Source organism: Pelagicoccus enzymogenes (assembly GCF_014803405.1).
GTDB classification, from domain to species: domain Bacteria; phylum Verrucomicrobiota; class Verrucomicrobiia; order Opitutales; family Opitutaceae; genus Pelagicoccus; species Pelagicoccus enzymogenes.
Window position 1 is genome coordinate 29,915 of the sequence record NZ_JACYFG010000007.1, and the last position, 17,377, is coordinate 47,291.

The 17,377-nt window shown below is 56.9% G+C and carries 14 protein-coding genes and 1 tRNA gene; 10 read left to right on the forward strand and 5 right to left on the reverse strand.

The genetic code is table 11. From position 1 onward, the window contains the following. The first annotated feature begins 52 nt into the window (after positions 1 to 52). Together infA and xerD are read left to right on the forward strand one after the other, a co-directional pair. Entirely contained in the window at positions 53 to 325 is a 273-nt protein-coding gene (infA, locus tag IEN85_RS06190; RefSeq protein WP_191616215.1) for a translation initiation factor IF-1, read from the forward strand. Positions 326 to 369: 44 nt separating this feature from the next. Continuing rightward, the gene (xerD, locus tag IEN85_RS06195; protein WP_191616216.1) at positions 370 to 1,293 is read left to right on the forward strand and encodes a site-specific tyrosine recombinase XerD; all 924 of its coding nucleotides are present in this window, start codon (positions 370 to 372) and stop codon (positions 1,291 to 1,293) included. Between the two features lie 77 nt (positions 1,294 to 1,370). Here xerD and IEN85_RS06200 read toward each other — a convergent pair whose 3' ends face one another. Next, complete coding sequence (locus IEN85_RS06200) at positions 1,371 to 1,841, reverse strand: early set domain-containing protein (RefSeq protein ID WP_191616217.1); 471 nt, start codon at positions 1,839 to 1,841, stop codon at positions 1,371 to 1,373. Between the two features lie 297 nt (positions 1,842 to 2,138). Next, entirely contained in the window at positions 2,139 to 2,717 is a 579-nt protein-coding gene (locus tag IEN85_RS06205) for an OmpA family protein (protein ID WP_191616218.1), read from the reverse strand. A gap of 93 nt (positions 2,718 to 2,810) precedes the next feature. On the opposite strand from IEN85_RS06205, the gene IEN85_RS06210 reads away from it, so the two are divergent. Beyond that, a complete protein-coding gene (locus IEN85_RS06210; RefSeq protein ID WP_191616219.1) occupies positions 2,811 to 3,653 on the forward strand; it encodes a sirohydrochlorin chelatase in 843 nt (280 codons plus the stop codon). Between the two features lie 174 nt (positions 3,654 to 3,827). Here IEN85_RS06210 and IEN85_RS06215 read toward each other — a convergent pair whose 3' ends face one another. Beyond that, on the reverse strand, positions 3,828 to 4,475 hold the full coding sequence (locus IEN85_RS06215) for a response regulator (protein WP_191616220.1): 648 nt from the start codon (positions 4,473 to 4,475) through the stop codon (positions 3,828 to 3,830). Positions 4,476 to 5,018: 543 nt separating this feature from the next. On the opposite strand from IEN85_RS06215, the gene IEN85_RS06220 reads away from it, so the two are divergent. The 5 genes from IEN85_RS06220 to proB all read left to right on the forward strand — a co-directional run bounded on the left by IEN85_RS06220 (position 5,019) and on the right by proB (position 12,016). Next, positions 5,019 to 7,544 (forward strand): DUF1592 domain-containing protein, encoded by a 2,526-nt coding sequence (locus IEN85_RS06220; RefSeq protein ID WP_191616221.1) that lies wholly within the window; start codon positions 5,019 to 5,021, stop codon positions 7,542 to 7,544. Positions 7,545 to 7,555: 11 nt separating this feature from the next. Continuing rightward, on the forward strand, positions 7,556 to 8,935 hold the full coding sequence (locus IEN85_RS06225) for a DUF1552 domain-containing protein (RefSeq protein ID WP_191616222.1): 1,380 nt from the start codon (positions 7,556 to 7,558) through the stop codon (positions 8,933 to 8,935). 27 nt (positions 8,936 to 8,962) lie between these two features. Then, positions 8,963 to 9,916: an alpha/beta hydrolase gene (locus tag IEN85_RS06230; RefSeq protein WP_191616223.1), complete on the forward strand. Its 954-nt coding sequence runs from the start codon at positions 8,963 to 8,965 to the stop codon at positions 9,914 to 9,916. Positions 9,917 to 10,050: 134 nt separating this feature from the next. Then, positions 10,051 to 10,125: transfer RNA gene (locus IEN85_RS06235), tRNA-Met, on the forward strand. A gap of 802 nt (positions 10,126 to 10,927) precedes the next feature. Beyond that, complete coding sequence (gene proB, locus IEN85_RS06240) at positions 10,928 to 12,016, forward strand: glutamate 5-kinase (protein WP_191616224.1); 1,089 nt, start codon at positions 10,928 to 10,930, stop codon at positions 12,014 to 12,016. A gap of 110 nt (positions 12,017 to 12,126) precedes the next feature. Here proB and nhaC read toward each other — a convergent pair whose 3' ends face one another. Both nhaC and IEN85_RS06250 read right to left on the reverse strand, forming a co-directional pair. Then, entirely contained in the window at positions 12,127 to 13,638 is a 1,512-nt protein-coding gene (gene nhaC, locus IEN85_RS06245; protein WP_191616225.1) for a Na+/H+ antiporter NhaC, read from the reverse strand. A 219-nt stretch (positions 13,639 to 13,857) separates the two neighbouring features. Beyond that, on the reverse strand, positions 13,858 to 15,147 hold the full coding sequence (locus IEN85_RS06250; RefSeq protein ID WP_191616226.1) for a glycosyltransferase: 1,290 nt from the start codon (positions 15,145 to 15,147) through the stop codon (positions 13,858 to 13,860). A gap of 271 nt (positions 15,148 to 15,418) precedes the next feature. Here IEN85_RS06250 and IEN85_RS06255 point away from each other — a divergent pair, with 271 nt between their 5' ends. Both IEN85_RS06255 and IEN85_RS06260 read left to right on the forward strand, forming a co-directional pair. After that, on the forward strand, positions 15,419 to 15,967 hold the full coding sequence (locus tag IEN85_RS06255) for a Dps family protein (protein ID WP_191616227.1): 549 nt from the start codon (positions 15,419 to 15,421) through the stop codon (positions 15,965 to 15,967). Positions 15,968 to 16,019: 52 nt separating this feature from the next. Beyond that, entirely contained in the window at positions 16,020 to 17,372 is a 1,353-nt protein-coding gene (locus IEN85_RS06260) for a sigma-54-dependent transcriptional regulator (protein ID WP_191616228.1), read from the forward strand. The last annotated feature ends 5 nt before the right edge of the window (positions 17,373 to 17,377 follow it).

A 17,377-nucleotide genomic window follows, 5' to 3' on the forward strand; every position in this document is an offset into this window, starting at 1 on the left:
CGCTTCATCTATTCCGCCCTGGCCGGTACTGCCAGATCTCTCTTTGTAATATATGGCTGACGAAACAATCCAAGTAGAAGGCAAGATAGTCCAAGTGCTCCCGGGAACCATGTTCCGCGTCGAGTTGGAAAATGGACACCAGGTCCTTGCCCACATCTCAGGAAAGCTTCGTAAGCACTTCATCAAGATCACGGCGGGCGACTTGGTAAAGATGGAGATGAGCCCTTACGACCTGAACAAGGCTCGCATCGTTTACCGTCTCCGTAACGCAGCCCAGAGCCGCAACGCCCCGATTCGCTCCTTCGGTCCGCGTCGTCGGCGCTAGTTGCGCCTTGCGAGGCTGAGGCTTCGCGATCAACCTGCTTCCCTGTGGCTAGCAGTCTGCTTGAGGGCATGGACGATTTCCTTGCCTATCTCTCTTTGGAAAAGGGGCTTTCCGACAACACCGTCGACAGCTACCAGCTCGATTTGAACCAGTTTATCTCTCGCTTGGAGAAGACTTCCAATCCGGGTAGTTGGAAAAAAGTGACGGCTGCGGACGTCTCGGACTGGATTTATTTCCTTAGCGAGGAGGACTACTCGAACGCCAGCTTGTGTAGAAAATTGAGCGCGGTGCGAGCCCTCGATGCTTATTTGTTGCGAGAGCGAAAGCTCTCGAAGTCTTTCACCGAAATTGTGGTGGGGCCGAAGTTGCGCCGGAAGGCGCCTTATACTTTGAGTATCCAAGAAGTCGATCGGCTTATGGAGGCTCCGGACGAGACGACGCCGCAGGGCTTGAGGGATCGGGCTATCCTCGAGCTGTTTTATTCGTCGGGATTGCGTGTATCCGAATTGTCGGGACTGATGCTGCAGCAGATCGATTTGGACTTAGGGGCGCTGAAGGTTTACGGCAAAGGTTCCAAGGAGCGGGTTTGCCCGATGGGCAGCAAGGCGGTCAAGGCGATGGGTGACTATTTGAGAAATGGACGCCCTCGCTTGGTTAAGTCGAAAACGGGAAGCGCGGTTTTCTTGAGTTCGCGAGGGAGCGCCATTTCGCGGAAGACGGTTTGGGTCTTGGTTAAGAAGTACACGCGGGCGGCTGGAATCGACAAGCCGGTGAAGCCGCACATGTTGCGGCACTCCTTTGCAACCCATCTGCTGACGGGCGGCGCGGACTTGCGCATCATCCAGGAGTTGTTGGGCCATGCCGACATATCGACGACTCAGATCTATACTTCCGTAGAAGCGGAGCGGACGAGAAGCGCCCATGACGAATTTCACCCGCGTAGCCGAGAAACGGGTACAGGACTGTAGGCGGCTCCGGGCCTAACGAAAACGGGCGACGCCTTCGTTGAAGGGTCGCCCGCAGAATTAAAGTTTAGTTAGAGGATTTAGAATGCAGGAGTGATAACTGTCTCCTTGCCGGGTTCCGCAACGTCGTTGTATCCAGCGCTCCAGTACTCGTCGTTGATGAGCACCTTGAACTCGAAGGCTGTTGTAACGCCTGCGATGTCGATGCTCCAGGAGGAGTCGGAATTGCAGTCCATGGGGATACCTTCGGACCAAGAAAGGCCGTTGGCGCTGCCGCGAAGGAAGAGGGTGTTCCCGAAACCGATATCGACGTTGGCGACGATCGTGGTCTTAGGAGCGGCCTTCTTGCTCGCTTTTTTCGCAGCTGCCTTTTTGGCGGGAGCTTTTTTGGCAGGCGTTACCACAGCTGCTTTTTTTGCGGGCGCCTTGGCAGCTACCTTTTTGGCAGCCTTCTTGGCGGGAGCTTTCTTGGCGGCCACCTTTTTGACAGCGGCCTTTTTGACGGCTTTCTTAGCTGCCTTCTTGGCAGCGGCGATAGTAGTCTTTTTCATGAGTTTGTCTTCTGATTTGGTACCGGTTTTGGTGTCGGATTCAACGGATTGAGAGATTGAACCGGCTCCCAGTCTCGCGAATGAACACACACTTTTGCGCAATAGCAACAGCAGGTTATTCTTTGGGCGTTACGCCTGAGTGACGCCTGCGGTTGTTGCGCTCCTTTAGCAATGGACGCGCCAGAAATCAAATTTGATCTAAGCTTATAAGCTGCTCTTTCGTAGCGCTTAACTTTTGCAGCAAAAAGCCCTGTCGCTTGCGCGGCAGGGCTTTGGAAAGTCTTCGAGGCTGTGGAGCTAGCGGATAACGAGAAGTTCGACCTTACGCTCTTGAGCCATCTGGGCGGAGCTCGCGCCTTCGGTGGCCTTCAGGTCGCCTTGAGAGAGCGTCTTGAGGCGGTTGCTTTGAATTCCAAGGGTGATGAGGTAGTCGAAAGCGCTCTTGGCGCGACGATCGCCGAGTGCGAGGTTGTACTCTTGGGTGCCGCGCCAGTCGCAGTGGCCTTCGAGGATGACCTTGGCTCCGGGGTTGTTCCTCAGGTAGTTCGCGGCGGACTCGAGCGTGCCGCGCTGGCTGGGAGCGATGGCCGACGAGTCGAATTGGAAGAGCACCGGGGCGAACATGCCGCGATCCGCGTTGGCGACCAAGGTCGCAATGTCGGCTCCATCCCAATCGGCTCCGCGGCTTTCAAGCATCGCTCCATCGCCTTCGAGTCCGATGGGGTTGAAGCCGTCGTCGGTTCCGCGCGTGCCCGATTCGTATCCCTGTCCCATAACGGTGTCCAGCGGGTTGGGGCGGCGTGGTTTCTTGGAGCAGCCGGAGAATGCGATTGCGATCAGAGATGCGGTGGCGATAAGGACGATTTTCTTGAACATGATGGAGGGCTTGGTCTTCGTATTATGGGACTATCGGTATTCGCCAATGTTCGGCAAGAAATTACTGGCGAGAGTTTAAGGTGAATTTGGATTATGGCAGCGAGCGAGGAGTGTATTGTTTTACTGGATAACGGTTCTTTGCGTCCGGAGGCGGTATTTAGCCTTCGGAGTATCGCGGGGAAACTGGAGTCGCGCATCGGCAAAAAGGTGCATCCGGTTTCTTTGCTGCACTCCAGCAAGATCGATGCTGAGAAGCTCGGCGGAGTGGAGGCCGAAACATGGCGGCGTTTTTTGCGGCGACGCCTAGAGGAGGGAGTGGCTCAAGTACGAGTTGTTCCCTTGTTTTTTGGTCCGAGCTCCGCGATTGCCGACTATCTGCCGAAAGTATCGGCTGAGGCTCTGGCGAGTTATGCTGGTGCGGAAGTGAAGGTAGCGGAACCGCTGGTCGACCTTGAAAGAGGAGGAGACGACGCGGTGGCTGAGATGCTGGAGTCCCTTTCTATCCAAAAAATGGATACAAGTCCCGGCGGTCGGGTGGGGGTAGTCGTGGTGGATCACGGTAGCCCTTTGAAGGCGGTGGCTCAATGTCGCGACTTGGTTGCGAGCCGTCTTGCCGCGAGGCTGGGCGATCGGGTTTCGGGAGTGATCGCGGCTTCGATGGAACGCCGGGAGGGGGAGGAGTACGACTTCAACGAGCCGCTGCTGGAAAAGGCTTTGTCGATCGCTGCCGAAAGAGGGTGGAAGCGCGTGCTGCTGAGCTACCTGTTTTTTTCGCCCGGGCGTCATGCGGGTCCGGGGGGTGATATCGACCGGATCGTCGCGGAGTCGGACTTTGCGAGGGGCGGGGGCGAGGTCCTCTCGGCTCCGCTGGTAGGCGAAAGTCCGCTTTTGGTCGAATTGCTGGCTCGTCGCTACCACGAGTCACTGGAGCTTTGATGGGGGTTTGGGGCTGCCGCTTGCGGCACGCAGCGTTGTAGGAGGGCGCGCGATTCGGGAGTCGCGGCGTGGCGCGAGCGCCAGCCCTGCAAACAATCCCGCTGCTTTTGCGGGAAAAAAAGGATGGAAGGCGGGGCCTTCCATCCTGAGGTTGAATAATACTCCTTAGAAAGTCTAGATGGCGGGCTCGAGGTCGATCAGGCCGTTTTGCATGGCGTAGCGCGTGATGCTGGCGACGTTGTGCAGGTCGAGCTTGCGCATCATGTTGGTGCGATGGTTGTCGACGGTCTTGATGCTGAGCCCGAGCTTGAGGGCGATCTCCTTGGTGCTGTGCCCTTCGGCAATCATTTGCAGGACCTCGCGTTCGCGCTCGGTGAGGGTGTCCTTGGAGCGTTGCACGTTGTTCGGATTCGCCACGACGGTGCGAATGAGTTCGGCGACGTTCGGTCCGAAGAAGGTGCCGCCTTCTGCCACGATGCCGAGTCCGTTGATGAACTCGCGCAGGTTGGCGGTCTTTTCGACGAAGCCGTGGGCTCCGGCCTCCAGCATATCCTTTACGATCGAAGGGTTTTGGTAGGCGGAGAACACGAGAAAACGGGTGTCCGGAAGCTGGCGGTTGAGGCGGCGCACGATCTCGAGACCGTTAAGTCCCGGAAGTCGGGCGTCGACGATAACGATGTCCGGCTTGAGCTCGAGGATTTCCTTGAGGGCGTCTTGGCCGTTTCCGGAGTCGCCGATGATCTCGTAGTTGTGTCGTTCGAGAACGTCGGCTAGCATTTGCCTGACGGTGGTCAGGTCGTCTACGATATACAGTCGTTTCATGGTCGGTTAAATTCTTTGCTGGTGCAGGTGCGTTTTCGCTGTTCTGGTATCTATGCAAACAAAGTATAAGGATAAGTCCTTATATCAAGTTGCGGGCAAAGTATTCACATTCGTTTGAAGCTTGGGTTCAAAAATTGGTCAACGCTTTGACCACAAACGTAAGGAACCTGTGAAGATATGTAATAAAATAGGGTTGATTCCCTATTCCTGACCTCCCTTTATTTAACCCTAGTTTTGTCCTCCTGCAGTACCTAGGAAAGCGATCATTCGGGATCTTGGAGCTTAGTATTAAGTTAGAGTAGAGAAAGGGGCGAGCGGACGCCGCTAGGGATTGCTTCGGGCGCGTGGTGGGAGGTAGTTTCTTGGACATGATGCGTTGTTCTGGGAGGCGACGCTTCTTTTGAGCGCATGCGCTTGCGGTGCGTTTAGGGGACCGGGCTGTCAGCCTGCTTGCTTTCCGGGATTCGCTCTGTGCATGCGTCGGAGATCCCGGCGCGTTACGCTAGCGGCTTTCGCGAGCTCTTCTGCCCCAACTATCCATCTATGCCCCGTTTCGTTAAGTGTTTCATCAACGCTGTTGCGTGTTCGTGCGCCTTGCCAGCTATCTTGCTGGCCGCCGACGGCGACTCCTTCTTTCGTGAGTTCTCGGACGATATCCAACCCGTCTTGGACATCTACTGCTACGACTGCCATGGGTATGGGAGCGAGAAAGGGGGAGTGGTTTTGGACGAGTTCGACAACGCCATGGAGCTGCGGGACCACGGTCTTTGGCTGCGGGCTTTGAAGAATTTGCGCAGTGGGCTTATGCCGCCGTCGGACGAGCTGCAGCCGACGGAGGCCGAGCGGGACGAGATCCTCTCTTGGATCAAGTCCAAGGTTTTTCAGCTCAACCCAGCCAATCCCGATCCGGGCCGTCAGGTCCTGCGTCGCCTGAATCGGGTCGAGTACCGCAATACGATTCGCGACTTGCTGGACTACGACTACGACACGGATGCGGAGTTTCCTGCGGACGACACGGGCCACGGGTTCGATAACATGGGCGACGTGCTGACGATTTCGCCCATGCTTTTGGAAAAGTACTTGGATGCCGCCCAGCAGATCGTCGCTGCTACGGTGCCGACCCGTTCGCGAGTCGTGGCCGAGAAGCAACTGCCGGGGCGAGAATTCGTGGAAGCCGGACAATCAGTGCCGCGCAAGGGGGCTTGGAACCGCGAGCTCTCCTACTACGAGCCGATTTCGTTGACGGCTGAGCGGCAGATCGATCTGGCCGGCACCTACGAAGTTGAGTGGGACCTCATGGCGATCGAGACTTACGTGAATAACGTTTTCGACCAGAACCGGTGTCGACTGGTCTTGAAGCTGGATGACGAGGTCGTGCTTGAGCGAGAGTTTGCTCGAGAGGGATGGAAAAGCTTCAGTTTCGTGCAGACGCGGGAGTGGGAGCCCGGGCTGCACCGGTTTACGGTAGAGGTGGTACCGCTGACGCCGGAAGCGGACAAGGTGCGCGATCTGCGGTTCCGGCTGCATGGCGTATCCCTGCGGGGGCCTTATGCGCCGGAGCATTTCGTGGAGCCGAAGGATTATCGCGAATTCTTCCCTCGCGATGTTCCCGGGGATCCAGAGGGGCGTCGGGCATACGCCCGTGAGCGGATCGAGGCATTCGCGAAACGCGCTTTCCGCCGTCCGGTAGATGACTACACCTTGGATCGTTTGGTGGCTCTCGCGGAGCATGCCTCCTCTGGGGAAGACGCTACTTTCGAGTCGGGGGTGGCTCAGGCTTACGCTGCGGTGCTTGCCTCTCCGCGTTTCCTTTTTCGCGAGGAGGAGATTGCGGGTGACAGCATGCAAGGGGATTCCGCGCTCGTCGACGAGTGGGCTCTTGCTTCGCGGCTTTCCTACTTCTTTTGGTCCACGATGCCGGACGAGACCTTGTTCGACTTGGCGGAGCGAGGCCTGCTGAGGGCTCAATTGAAGCAGCAGGTGAAGCGGATGTTGGCGGACGAGAAAGCGTCGGCCTTGGTGGAGAATTTCGTAGGGCAGTGGTTGCAAGCCCGCGATATTGGCGAGGTTCCCATCAGCGACTTTGCCGTCTGGCTAAGGGAGAATCCGAACCCGGAGCTGGACAGGGCTCGAGCTACCTACGAACGGATTCGTGACATTCGCATGGAGGATCGCACCTCCGAAGAGGAAGCCCAACTGGAGCATGCCCGGTCGATTTACCGAGCGGCTTTCAGAATTCCCAAGCCTGAGTTGTCCCGAGACATTCGCGAAGCGATGCTGGAGGAGAGTGAAAGTGTATTCGAATACATACTACAGGACGATCGTAGCATACTGGAGTTGCTGAAGAGCGATTACACTTACCTCAACGAGGATCTCGCCTCCCACTACGGGATCGATGGAGTTGTGGGAAAAGAGATGCGGCGTTTCGACTTGCCGGAGGGAAGCGTGCGCGGCGGAGTGCTGACCCAAGGGACCGTTTTAGCCGTCACTTCGAACCCGACGCGCACGTCGCCGGTGAAACGTGGCGTTTTCATTTTGGACAACATTCTGGGCACGCCTCCTCCTCCTCCGCCGCCCAACATTCCCTCGTTGGAAGACGCTGCCAGCCCCGACGAGCTAAAGGCGCTTTCCCTTCGCGAGACGCTGGCCCTTCACGCGGAGAAGAGCACCTGCCGGTCTTGTCACAATCGCATGGACCCCTTGGGCTTGGCCTTGGAAAACTTTAACGCGATGGGGCGTTGGCGTGAGGCGGAGATGGACATGCCGATCGAACCCGAGGGGAAGTTGATAACAGGGGAAGTTTTCAACGACATTCGCGAGTTGAAGGAAGTTCTGGTTACGGAACGACGGGACGATTTCTATTACTGCTTTACTGAAAAGATGCTGACTTACGCCCTCGGGCGGGGTCTGGACTACTACGACGTCGAGACGGTGGACCGATTGGTCGACCGCTTGCGAGAGTCCGGTGGAAAGCCGTCCGCTCTCATCTACGGCATCATTGAATCTGCTCCTTTCCAGAAACGACGTGTCACCTCGCAGGATGGCTCGAAATCCTTCGCCGAACGCTAACCAATGCTCCAATGAAAAGAAAACGCTACCACTCCGATTCGTCCGTAAGCCGCCGCAATTTCCTCAAAGGCATGGGGGCGTGTGTGGCGCTGCCGGCTTTCCATTCGCTCTTGCCTAGCAAAGCCTTTGCCGCAAGCTCCGCCTTGCAGGCTGCCACCACTGCCACGGGAGCTCCTTTGCGAACAGCCTTTGTCATGTTTCCCAACGGCGCCATTCCCGATCGCTGGTGGCCAAAGGGAAGTGAAAGCGATTTTGTATTCAACGAAACCTTACAGCCCTTGCAGCAGCTTCGCAGCAGCTTGCAGGTCATTTCTGGACTTGATCATGAGAATGCCAAGCCGGGCGGAGATGGAGGAGGCGACCATGCTCGCGGCAACGGCGTTTACCTCACGGGCGTTCGCTTGAACAAGAGCGCAACGGATATCAGGGCAGGGATTTCGATCGATCAGGTGATGGCCAATCAAATCGGCCACCTGACCCGTTTTCCGTCGCTGGAGTTGAGTTGCGACGCGCGTCGCCAGTCGTCCAATTGCGACTCGGGCTACTCCTGCGCCTACCAGTATAACATTTCCTGGCAGGACGAGCGCACTCCCATGACGCCGGAGTCGAATCCTCGCCTTGTGTTTGAGAGAATGTTTGGGGCGGGGCCGCATGGGGAGAGGACGGAGAACGCGAAGCGTCGCATGATGGGGCGGCGTTCGTTGTTGGATTTCGTGCTGGATGACGCGAAGCGCATGCAGCGTCGGCTCGGGCACGAGGACAAGGAGAAGCTCGACCAGTACCTGACTGGAGTGCGCGACGTTGAGATGCGTATCCAAAAAGCGGAGCAGTTTGGCTCGAACGTAGATCCCAAGATGCCGACCCCATCGGGAATCCCGGATAGCCACGAGGACTACGTGGATTTGATGTACGACATGATGTTGCTCGCGTTCAAGACGGACTCCACCCGTATCGCCACTTTCGTTCTGGGTCACGACGGTGACAACCGTTCGTTTGGCCAGATAGGAATCAGCGAGGGGCACCACGATCTCTCGCATCACCAGAACAACGAGGAGCGCGTCAACAAGGTGGCTGCGATCGACCGCTGGTACGTGGAACGCTTTGCTTCGTTCCTCGATCGCCTGAATGCGGAAGTCGACGTCGACGGAAATTCCATCTTGCACAATTCGCGCATTGTTTACGGCAGCGGCAATGCGGATGGCAACATTCACAGCCATGACAACTTGCCAATCATCCTGGCGGGCTCGGGGGGAGGTCGATTGAGCACTGGTCGCTACGTGAAGCACGGAGCCAAGCCGATGAGCAACTTGTTCCTGTCGCTCGCTGACCAAGCGGGCGTGACGGGGCTTGAGCGTTTTGGCGATTCCACGGGTCGGCTTGGAAATCTATAGGAAGGTGGCACAAGCCTGCTACGCGAAATGAAATTGAGCTTTCTGACTGTTTGTATCCTCGCTGTAACTACGTTTGCCTTTGGGGATGGCTTGGAGATTAGGACCGACCTGCAAGGGTTGACCGACTACCATTTGCCGCAGGAAGGAATACCGAAAGGGCGTCTCGACGGGCCTTTCGAATTCCATAGCGAGGTGTTTGAAGGGACCGTCCGGCGCTACTGGATTTTTGTGCCTGCCCAATACGACCCCAGCACGCCTGCAGGATTGCTGGTCTTCCACGACGGCCAGCGCGCGACTCATCCGGAAGGCGTGCTGCGAGTGCATCAAGTGATGGAAAACCTGATTGGGAAAGGGGAGATGCCGGTAAGCATCGGACTCTTTATCACTCCCGGCAACCGATCGGAACGCTATCCCGACGATTTAGGATGGAGCAATCCGAACCACCGCGCTCCTGAGTACGATGCCATGAGCGATCGCTACTCCCGGTTCCTGGTTGACGAGATGCTGCCCGAGTTGGAGAAGTCTTACCGCATCTCGGACGACCCAAGTATGCGCTGCATTGGCGGCACGAGCAGTGGTGCGATCTGCGCTTTCACCGTGGCATGGCACCGACCGGAGGAATTCGGCAAGGTGCTTAGCTTCATAGGCAGCTATGTTTCCATCGGCTTTCGGCCCTACGAGAACCCGCCGCGACTGGGAGGGCAGGATTATCCGGCTCTGATCCGCCGGGAACCGATCCGTCCCATCAAGATTTTCCTGCAGGACGGCAATCGGGACTTGGACAACGAATGGGGAAATTGGTTTTTGGCGAACCAGCAGATGCTCGCAGCTTTCCGCTATGCGAACGCCAAGGCGGACCGCAAGGGGGAGGAGGGGCCTCGCTACGATGTGGAAGCCGTTTGGACGGACGGAGTGCACAACGACGACCATGCGGGAGCATTGCTGCCGGAGGCCCTGAAGTGGATGTACGAGAACCGCTAGAGGGGGCGGGGCGAGCCATCGGTGAACCGCTTATTCCTGCATTGCGAAATGGGAACAAATTCCCAAAAAAGTGTTCAATCAAGACTTGACTTGCCTTTGTTGAGAGGCAGGTTGTCCATCTCTTTCTGAGAGTTGCCAGGGTAGCTCAGTGGTAGAGCAGGAGACTCATAAGCTCTTGGTCGGCAGTTCAAGTCTGCCCCTTGGCACCACTCTCTCACTTTCCAAAGCCGGTTCCGACAGGGACCGGCTTTCTCTGTTTTCCGGCTCTTGAACTGCCGACCAAGAGCGAATTGCGGCAGTGGCTGCGCGTCTCGCTTCGCTCGGTACAAGTCTGCCCCTTGGCACCACTCTCTCACTTTCCAAAGCCGGTTCCGACAGGGACCGGCTTTCTCGTTTTCTGGCTCTTGAACTGCCGACCAAGAGCGAATTGCGGCAGTGGCTGCGCGTCTCGCTTCGCTCGGTACAAGTCTGCCCCTTGGCACCACTCTCTCACTTTCCAAAGCCGGTTCCGATAGGGACCGGCTTTCTCGTTTTCCGGCTCTTGAACTGCGGACCAAGAGCGAGTTGTGGCAGTGGCTGCGCGTCTCGCTTCAAGGGAAGCGTTTGCGTTGTCTCGCGTTGTCAGAGGATTCGCGGCTCGCGGGAAGGAGCGAACTTCCGTAGGACGAGAGCCAGGGTAAGCCGAAAGTCGCGTCGTTTTTTGATGGGTGTAACCAGATTTGAAATACTGCAAAACTGTATCTGAAAAAGGAATACACGATGGGTTGAGCGTCTCGACGCCTCGGGCTCCGGGTAATCGTTGTTTTGACAAATATCCGAGTTTCCGCGTACTGGGGGCTTTATGGGAAGCTTCGCCTCTCGAGGTTTCCCTGTTAATTATCTATAAACTCAAGAACATCATCGTTTTGTATTTAAAAGACTTCTCCGATTTTTCGTGTATCTCAACGCGGCCGTTTTTTGTTTTCGGCCCTCTAACCCAGATCGCAGCGAGCTAGTTAACGTCAAATACAGATGGAAGCAAGAGATAGAACAATCGTCATTAAGATCGGCTCCAGCTTGCTGGTAAGCGAAGAAACTGGAAAATTGCGCATGGATTTCCTCTACCACTTGATGAACGATGTGGTGACTTTGCGGGCTCGAAATTTCCAGGTCGTCATCGTTTCTTCGGGATCGGTCGCGCTCGGCCGCCGCTATGGGGCGCGCACGCCGGAGGAAAGCTTGACCCTGCCGCAGAAGCAGGCTGCGGCCGCTTTGGGGCAACCCGCCTTGATGGCGGCGTACCAGAATTTTGCCTCGGAGCACGATATGCGCATCGCCCAGATCCTTATCACCCGTTCCGACTTCGATGACCGCAAGCGTTTCGTCAATGCGGAAGATACCTTGGAGGAACTCCTGCGGCAGGGCATCGTGCCGATCGTCAACGAGAACGATACGGTTGCCACCAAGCACTTGCGGGTAGGGGACAACGACCGTCTTGCGGCCAAGGTGTGTCACCTCGTGGAAGCTGACGATTTGGTGATTTTGACCAACGTAGGCGGACTTTTGGACCGGGATGGCAAGATCGTGGAGCGTGTCGACAATTTGGACGAAAGCGTGTTCTCGCTGGCCGGCGGCGCCTCAGGCCCCGGCACAGGCGGGATGATCACCAAGCTGCAGGCTGCAGAGATCGCCTTGGCCTCCGGTTGCCGTACCCACATCACCAGTGGCAGTTGCGTCAATCCGGTCGTCGACGCGATCGATGGATCGCGCACCCACACGGTGATCGAGTCGAACATCACTCCGGAAAGCGCCCGCCACCTGTGGATCGCCACCAGCTTGGATATCCGCGGGTTTCTGGAGATTCGGGAGAAGTCGCTGCCTAGCCTGACGGAAGGACGCAGCTTGTTCCCGGAAGACTTGGTGAAGGTTTCGGGCGAGTTCGATCGCGGCGATATCGTCAGCATCAGCGTGGGCGAGAACGAAGTGGCCCGCGGGATCGTGGCATTTAACCACCACGAAGCTCAAGCCCTGCTGGAACGCCGTAGCCCCGACATCTTCTCGGTGCTCGGTTACCGCACCCGACCCGACGTCGTACACAAAAACGACTTCGCCTTCCTTTAGGCGAAGTCGCTGCAGCGAGTTGATTCGACGAGCCGTGCGGGGGCTGTCCTTCAATAGGGTTCGATCCAACAAGGAGCTCGTTCGAAGACAGGCCTAGCTTTGGCTGTGGGCTAAGTTGGGTTGCGGGTGTCTTGCATGCGGGTTTCGCTTTCGGAGATGGGCTCGAATCCGGGTGCGACTTCCTCCTTGTCTCTGCGCCAGCGACGCATTTCGGCGCGGGAAGCCTTGGGTGAAAAGTAGCCGGTGATGGCGTAGAAAATGCCGATAAAGGGTGCGAGCCAGCAGGCGAATGCCAGTGGGATGTAGAGCAGGTTTTCCATGTGCCCGTCGGCGATATGCAGTCCCAAAGCGGAAATGACAAACGCGCCGCCCGCGTTCCAAGGGATAAGCGGTGACATGAGGGTTCCGCCTTCTTCGACCCCGCGGGCGAGGTTCAGCGTGGAATAGCGCAATCCGCGATAGACAGGCGAAAACATGCGGCCGGGCAGGGCGATCGACAGGTAGGGGTCGCCTGCCACTAGGTTGGTGGCGAAGGAGGTGCCGATGGCAGCGGTCTGGGTGCCGCTAAAGCTTTTAACCTTGCTGCAGATGGCTCCGATAATGGAGCGGAGACAGCCCGTGCGCTCCAGGGCTCCTCCGAAGCCGAGGGCGATGAGAATGAGCGAGATAGTCCACATCATGGATTGGATGCCGCCTCTGTTGAGCAGCCCGTCGATTTGGCTGATTCCGGTATCGATGGAGTAGCCGTTGTTGGCATATTGGAAAATCGACTGCAGGGAGTCGCCTTGAGCCACCATCGCTGTGATACCGCCCACTACGACGCCGGCGAAAAGGGAAGGAATAGGAGGGTATTTCTTTAGGGCGAGGACCATGACGAGGAGGGCGGGGAGCAGCACCCAAATGGAAATGTGGAAGTTGGCATCCAATGCGCCGGTGATCGCGTCTATCTTATTGAAAGAGACCTTTTCGGAACCGACGAGCTGGAAGCCGGCGATCAGGTAGATGATCAGAGCGATGAGCATCGCCGGGATCGTAGTCGGCATCATATTCTTGATATGCGAGAACACATCCGTGCCGGTAACCGCTGGAGCCAGGTTGGTCGTGTCGGAGAGCGGCGAAATCTTGTCGCCGAAAAAGGATCCCGAGACCACGGCTCCAGCCGTCCAGTAGGCTGGGATCTCGAATCCGGCTCCGATGCCCATGAGGGCGAGGCCGACGGTGCCGACCGTTCCCCATGATGTTCCCAAGGAAACGGAGACGAAGGCGCAGATGACCATGCTTGCCACCAGAAAGTACTCGGGCGAGAGGATCTTCAGCCCGAAGTAGATGATGCTCGGAACGGTACCGCTGGCGATCCAGACGCCGATGATCATGCCTACGGTAATGAGGACTGAAACCGAGGGCAGGGCGACATGGATGACGTGAAAAATTCCCTCTTCAATGTCCTTCCACTTGAGGCCGAGGCGGATGCCAACTAGGCTGGTTATGGCTAGTCCGATCGCCAGGGGAATGTGCGGCTCGAAGACGCCGAAGTAGAATATTTGAAGCCCGAGGACGAGCAACGTCAAGATGACTGGAGTGATCGCAAGGGCGAGCTTTGGCTGTAATTCGTTTTTGTTCATGGTGGCTGTTGGGGTGTATTCGGGCGTAGAATACGTGACATGCCCTGAGGACATGGTGCCGCGTTAAATGCTGAGACAATGGTTCTGTCAGCAGCGTTGGTCAGTCTACCCGTCTAGACACGTAGGATCGTGGTTCAAGGGAAAAACTTGAACTTTTGTGTTCGGTGCTTTTTGGATACCTCATCGAAAAGGTATCCTGAAACAGGATACGTTGATGGACTAGAAGTCCTCGTCGAGGCCTAGGAAATCGCCGATTAGGTGACGTCTGTGTTCGAGGTAGGCTTCGATTTGATGAACTGCTTCGCCTGGGCCGTCCTCTTGCTCCAGGGTTTGCAGCGCCGCGCGTGCGGCTTCCAGAAACGAGGGCTCGGACTCGACCAGTTGCACCTTGCTTGCCAATTTTTCAGGCCAGTTCCGCTTGCCGAGTTTGATGCCGCATCCGAGGCGCTTCACCTCGGCGCTGAAGAAGTCCTGGTCGCCGATATGGGGTACCACGATGTGAGGCTTGCCGGCGTAAAGCACGGATGCGGTGGTGCCAGCCCCGCCATGGTGGATAACGACGGACGCGTGTTGCAGTAATTGGTCGTGGGACATTGGACCGAGTTCCAAGATGTGAGTCGCGGAATCGGGGACCTTAAATCCGGACCAGCCGGTTTGCAGGATGAGCTTCTTGTCCTTGGGCCAGGCTTGCAGCAAGCGTTGAATGACCTCTTCTGGCTTGTCGTAAACCATGCTGCCGAAAGTGATGATGGGCACGAGCTCGTCGCCGCGGAAGGCGAGCAGTTTCTGTTCGGTCTCTTGTGATTTCGGGTACTGCCAGCGACAGTAGCCGGTGAACTGGAAGCGGGGATGCAGCTTGATTTTCGGCCGCATCAAACCGGGCGATACAGCCACTAGGACAAGCTCCGCCGATTTGGAGAAGAAATCCTTCACCCCTGGCAGCCCTTTGCGTTTAAAGGCTCGCGAAATCGTGGTGTTGATCGCGGTATCCACGATGACATTACCGATTTTCCAGCAAAGGCGATTCCATCGCAGCTGCAGCCAATCGGGCATCCCTCTCAAGCGCGGGAATTCGTGGGGAGGGTAGAAGCGCGATGGGACGGTATTGTGAGCGAAGGCGTAGGAAATGAACGGGATGTCGTGCTTCTGGGCGATCGCTTTGTTTATCGGGAACAAGTAGGAGGAGATGAGGCAGTCAGCGCCGTCGATCGCCTCTTCCATGGCGTCGAGAATCGCTTCCATATGTGGCGTTGCGGCTCGATACATTTCCTTGAGCTGGGACACGGGGGACTTCAGCTTTTGCAGGCGGCCCATCCAGTATTGAAGTTCCGACTTTTCCCAGTCGGGTGGTATTTGGAAAAAGGGTACGCCAGCTTCTTCGACGTCGGGCTTGAAGGGGCGGCTCGTAGCGAAGCGGATGGTGTGACCAGCCTCCTGCAAGGCGAGCGCAAGGCGAATGAGCGGGTAGATGTCTCCAGTCGATCCGTGGGTAGTGATGACGATGGTCATTTAGGTCCGCTAGATAGCGAGTCGTTTTCGCTGTTGTCGATGGCGGGAAGGTAACGTTTGCGTGTCGCGCCTGCGGTACGGCGAGGCCTTGGATGTCCTGCAAACGGCATTCGCCGAGAAGCTCCCGTTTTGCAATTTGCAAGGTCGGGACAATTTCTAATAGGCTGAATCTTTGTGGGAGGATTTGCAAGGTGCTGACTAAGAGCATTTAATGGGGTTTTCTTAGGGCACGGCAGCCGCATTGGCGCGGTCCTAGCGTCGGGGCCTAATTATGACACAGAAAACGCAGCTACAAGAAATCGACGAACTTGAACGAAACGCGATTGGTCTCCCAAGCTTCACCGCCAAGCAAATGTCTGGTTTGCTGGATACTTTGGTCTCGAGCCTCTCCACGCAGTACCACCAGTACCTCAAGCACCACTGGGTGGTGGAAGGTCCAGAGCACCGGGACTTGCACGTGTTTTTCGAGGAAGCCTACATGGAAACGCAAGGGCACCTCGATGCGGTCGCGGAACGTATGACGACTCTGGGGGCGGTTCCGACTGCCTCGATGAGAGCCCAAGCGGGCAAGAGCTTGCTGGAAGCGGAGAGTGAAGGCGTGTTTCCGATCCGCGACATGTTGAAGAGCGACTTGGAGAACGAGCAGGCCTTGATCTCGTTTATCGGGGAAACGATCGCCAAGGCGTCCGAGTTGAAGGACTACGGCACCGAGACTTTGCTGAAGAAGGTCTTGATGGAGCGCGAGGAGAGAGCTCACGAGATCGATCATTACCTTGGACACGACTCGCTGGTGAGGAAAACGCTGGCAGAGGCGCAGTAGGGGTTGATTGGACCGCTTGAATCTACTTGGGTGTTAGAGTGCCCGCTCTCTTATGAAAATCCTGATCGTTGACGACGAAAGCAATATACAGAAAACAACCGCTCTCAGCCTAAAGACTATGGGGCACCAATCGGTGTCAGCGTTCAGTGGCAGCCAAGCGCTGCGCAAGCTCGGGGAAGACCGCTTTGATGCGGTGTTCCTCGATTTGCGTTTGGGGGAGGAAAACGGTTTGGACGTTTTCGACGAGATGCGGTCGCAAGGCTTCGAGATGCCCGTGATCATGTTCACGGCGTATTCGTCCATCGAGACAGCGATCGAAGCGACGCGCAAGGGTGTCTTCGATTACGTGGCGAAGCCCTTCGTCCCGGAGCAGATCAGGCAAGCCTTGCGCAAGCTGGAGGAAAGCCGTTCGCTGGTTAACAAGGTTTCGGAACTCGAGTCCCGCCTAGCGGACAAGACCCCGGGCATTCGCTTCGATTCGCAGGATTCCCGGATGCAGCAAGTCTACGAGGTGGCGGAAAAGGCGGCCAAGTCAGATGCGAACATGCTATTGCTGGGGCCAAGCGGAACGGGTAAGACGGTATTGTCGCGGCGGATACACGAGATGAGCGATCGCGCCGGCAATCCTTTCGTGGTCGTTCACTGTCCCAGTCTTTCCAAGGAGCTGTTGGAGAGCGAGCTGTTTGGGCATGTGAAGGGGAGCTTCACCGGGGCGGTAAAGGATACTTGGGGCAAGGTCGATGCGGCGGAAGGGGGCACTCTTTTCCTCGACGAAATCGCAGACATTCCCTTGGAGGTCCAAGCCAAGCTGCTGCGTCTCTTGCAAGAGCGGCTTTACGAGCGTATTGGAGAAACGAAGACAAGAACCGCTGACGTTCGAATCCTGGCCGCGACCAATAAGGACCTGCAGGAAGAAGTTAAGGAAGGGCGGTTCCGCGAGGATTTGTTCTACCGGCTGAACGTGATTGCCCTGCACCTGCCAGGCTTGGCGGAGCGCAAGGGGGATTTGGAAACCTTGGTGGAAGACTACGTAGACTTCTACGCCCGCAAGATGGGGAGAGAAGGGGTGTCTGTCGAAAAGGATGCCATGGAGGCTATCCTCGCATACGACTGGCCGGGGAATTTGCGCGAGTTGAACAACGTGGTCGAGCGCTGCTTGATACTTTGCTCGGGAAACAGCGTGAGCTTGACGGATCTTCCTGCCGAGATCAGCGGCGGGTCAGCGGAACGAGGAGGCGCGACGGGCATCGCCGGCCTCGGCGGCGACGTGACCCTGCAGGAGTTGGAGGACGAGCACATCAAGCGCGTCTTGGATAACAGCGAAAGCTTGGAGCGGGCGGCACGGACCTTGGGGATCGATTCGGCAACTCTTTACCGCAAGCGCAAAAAGCTCGGCTTGCTTTAAGCGGC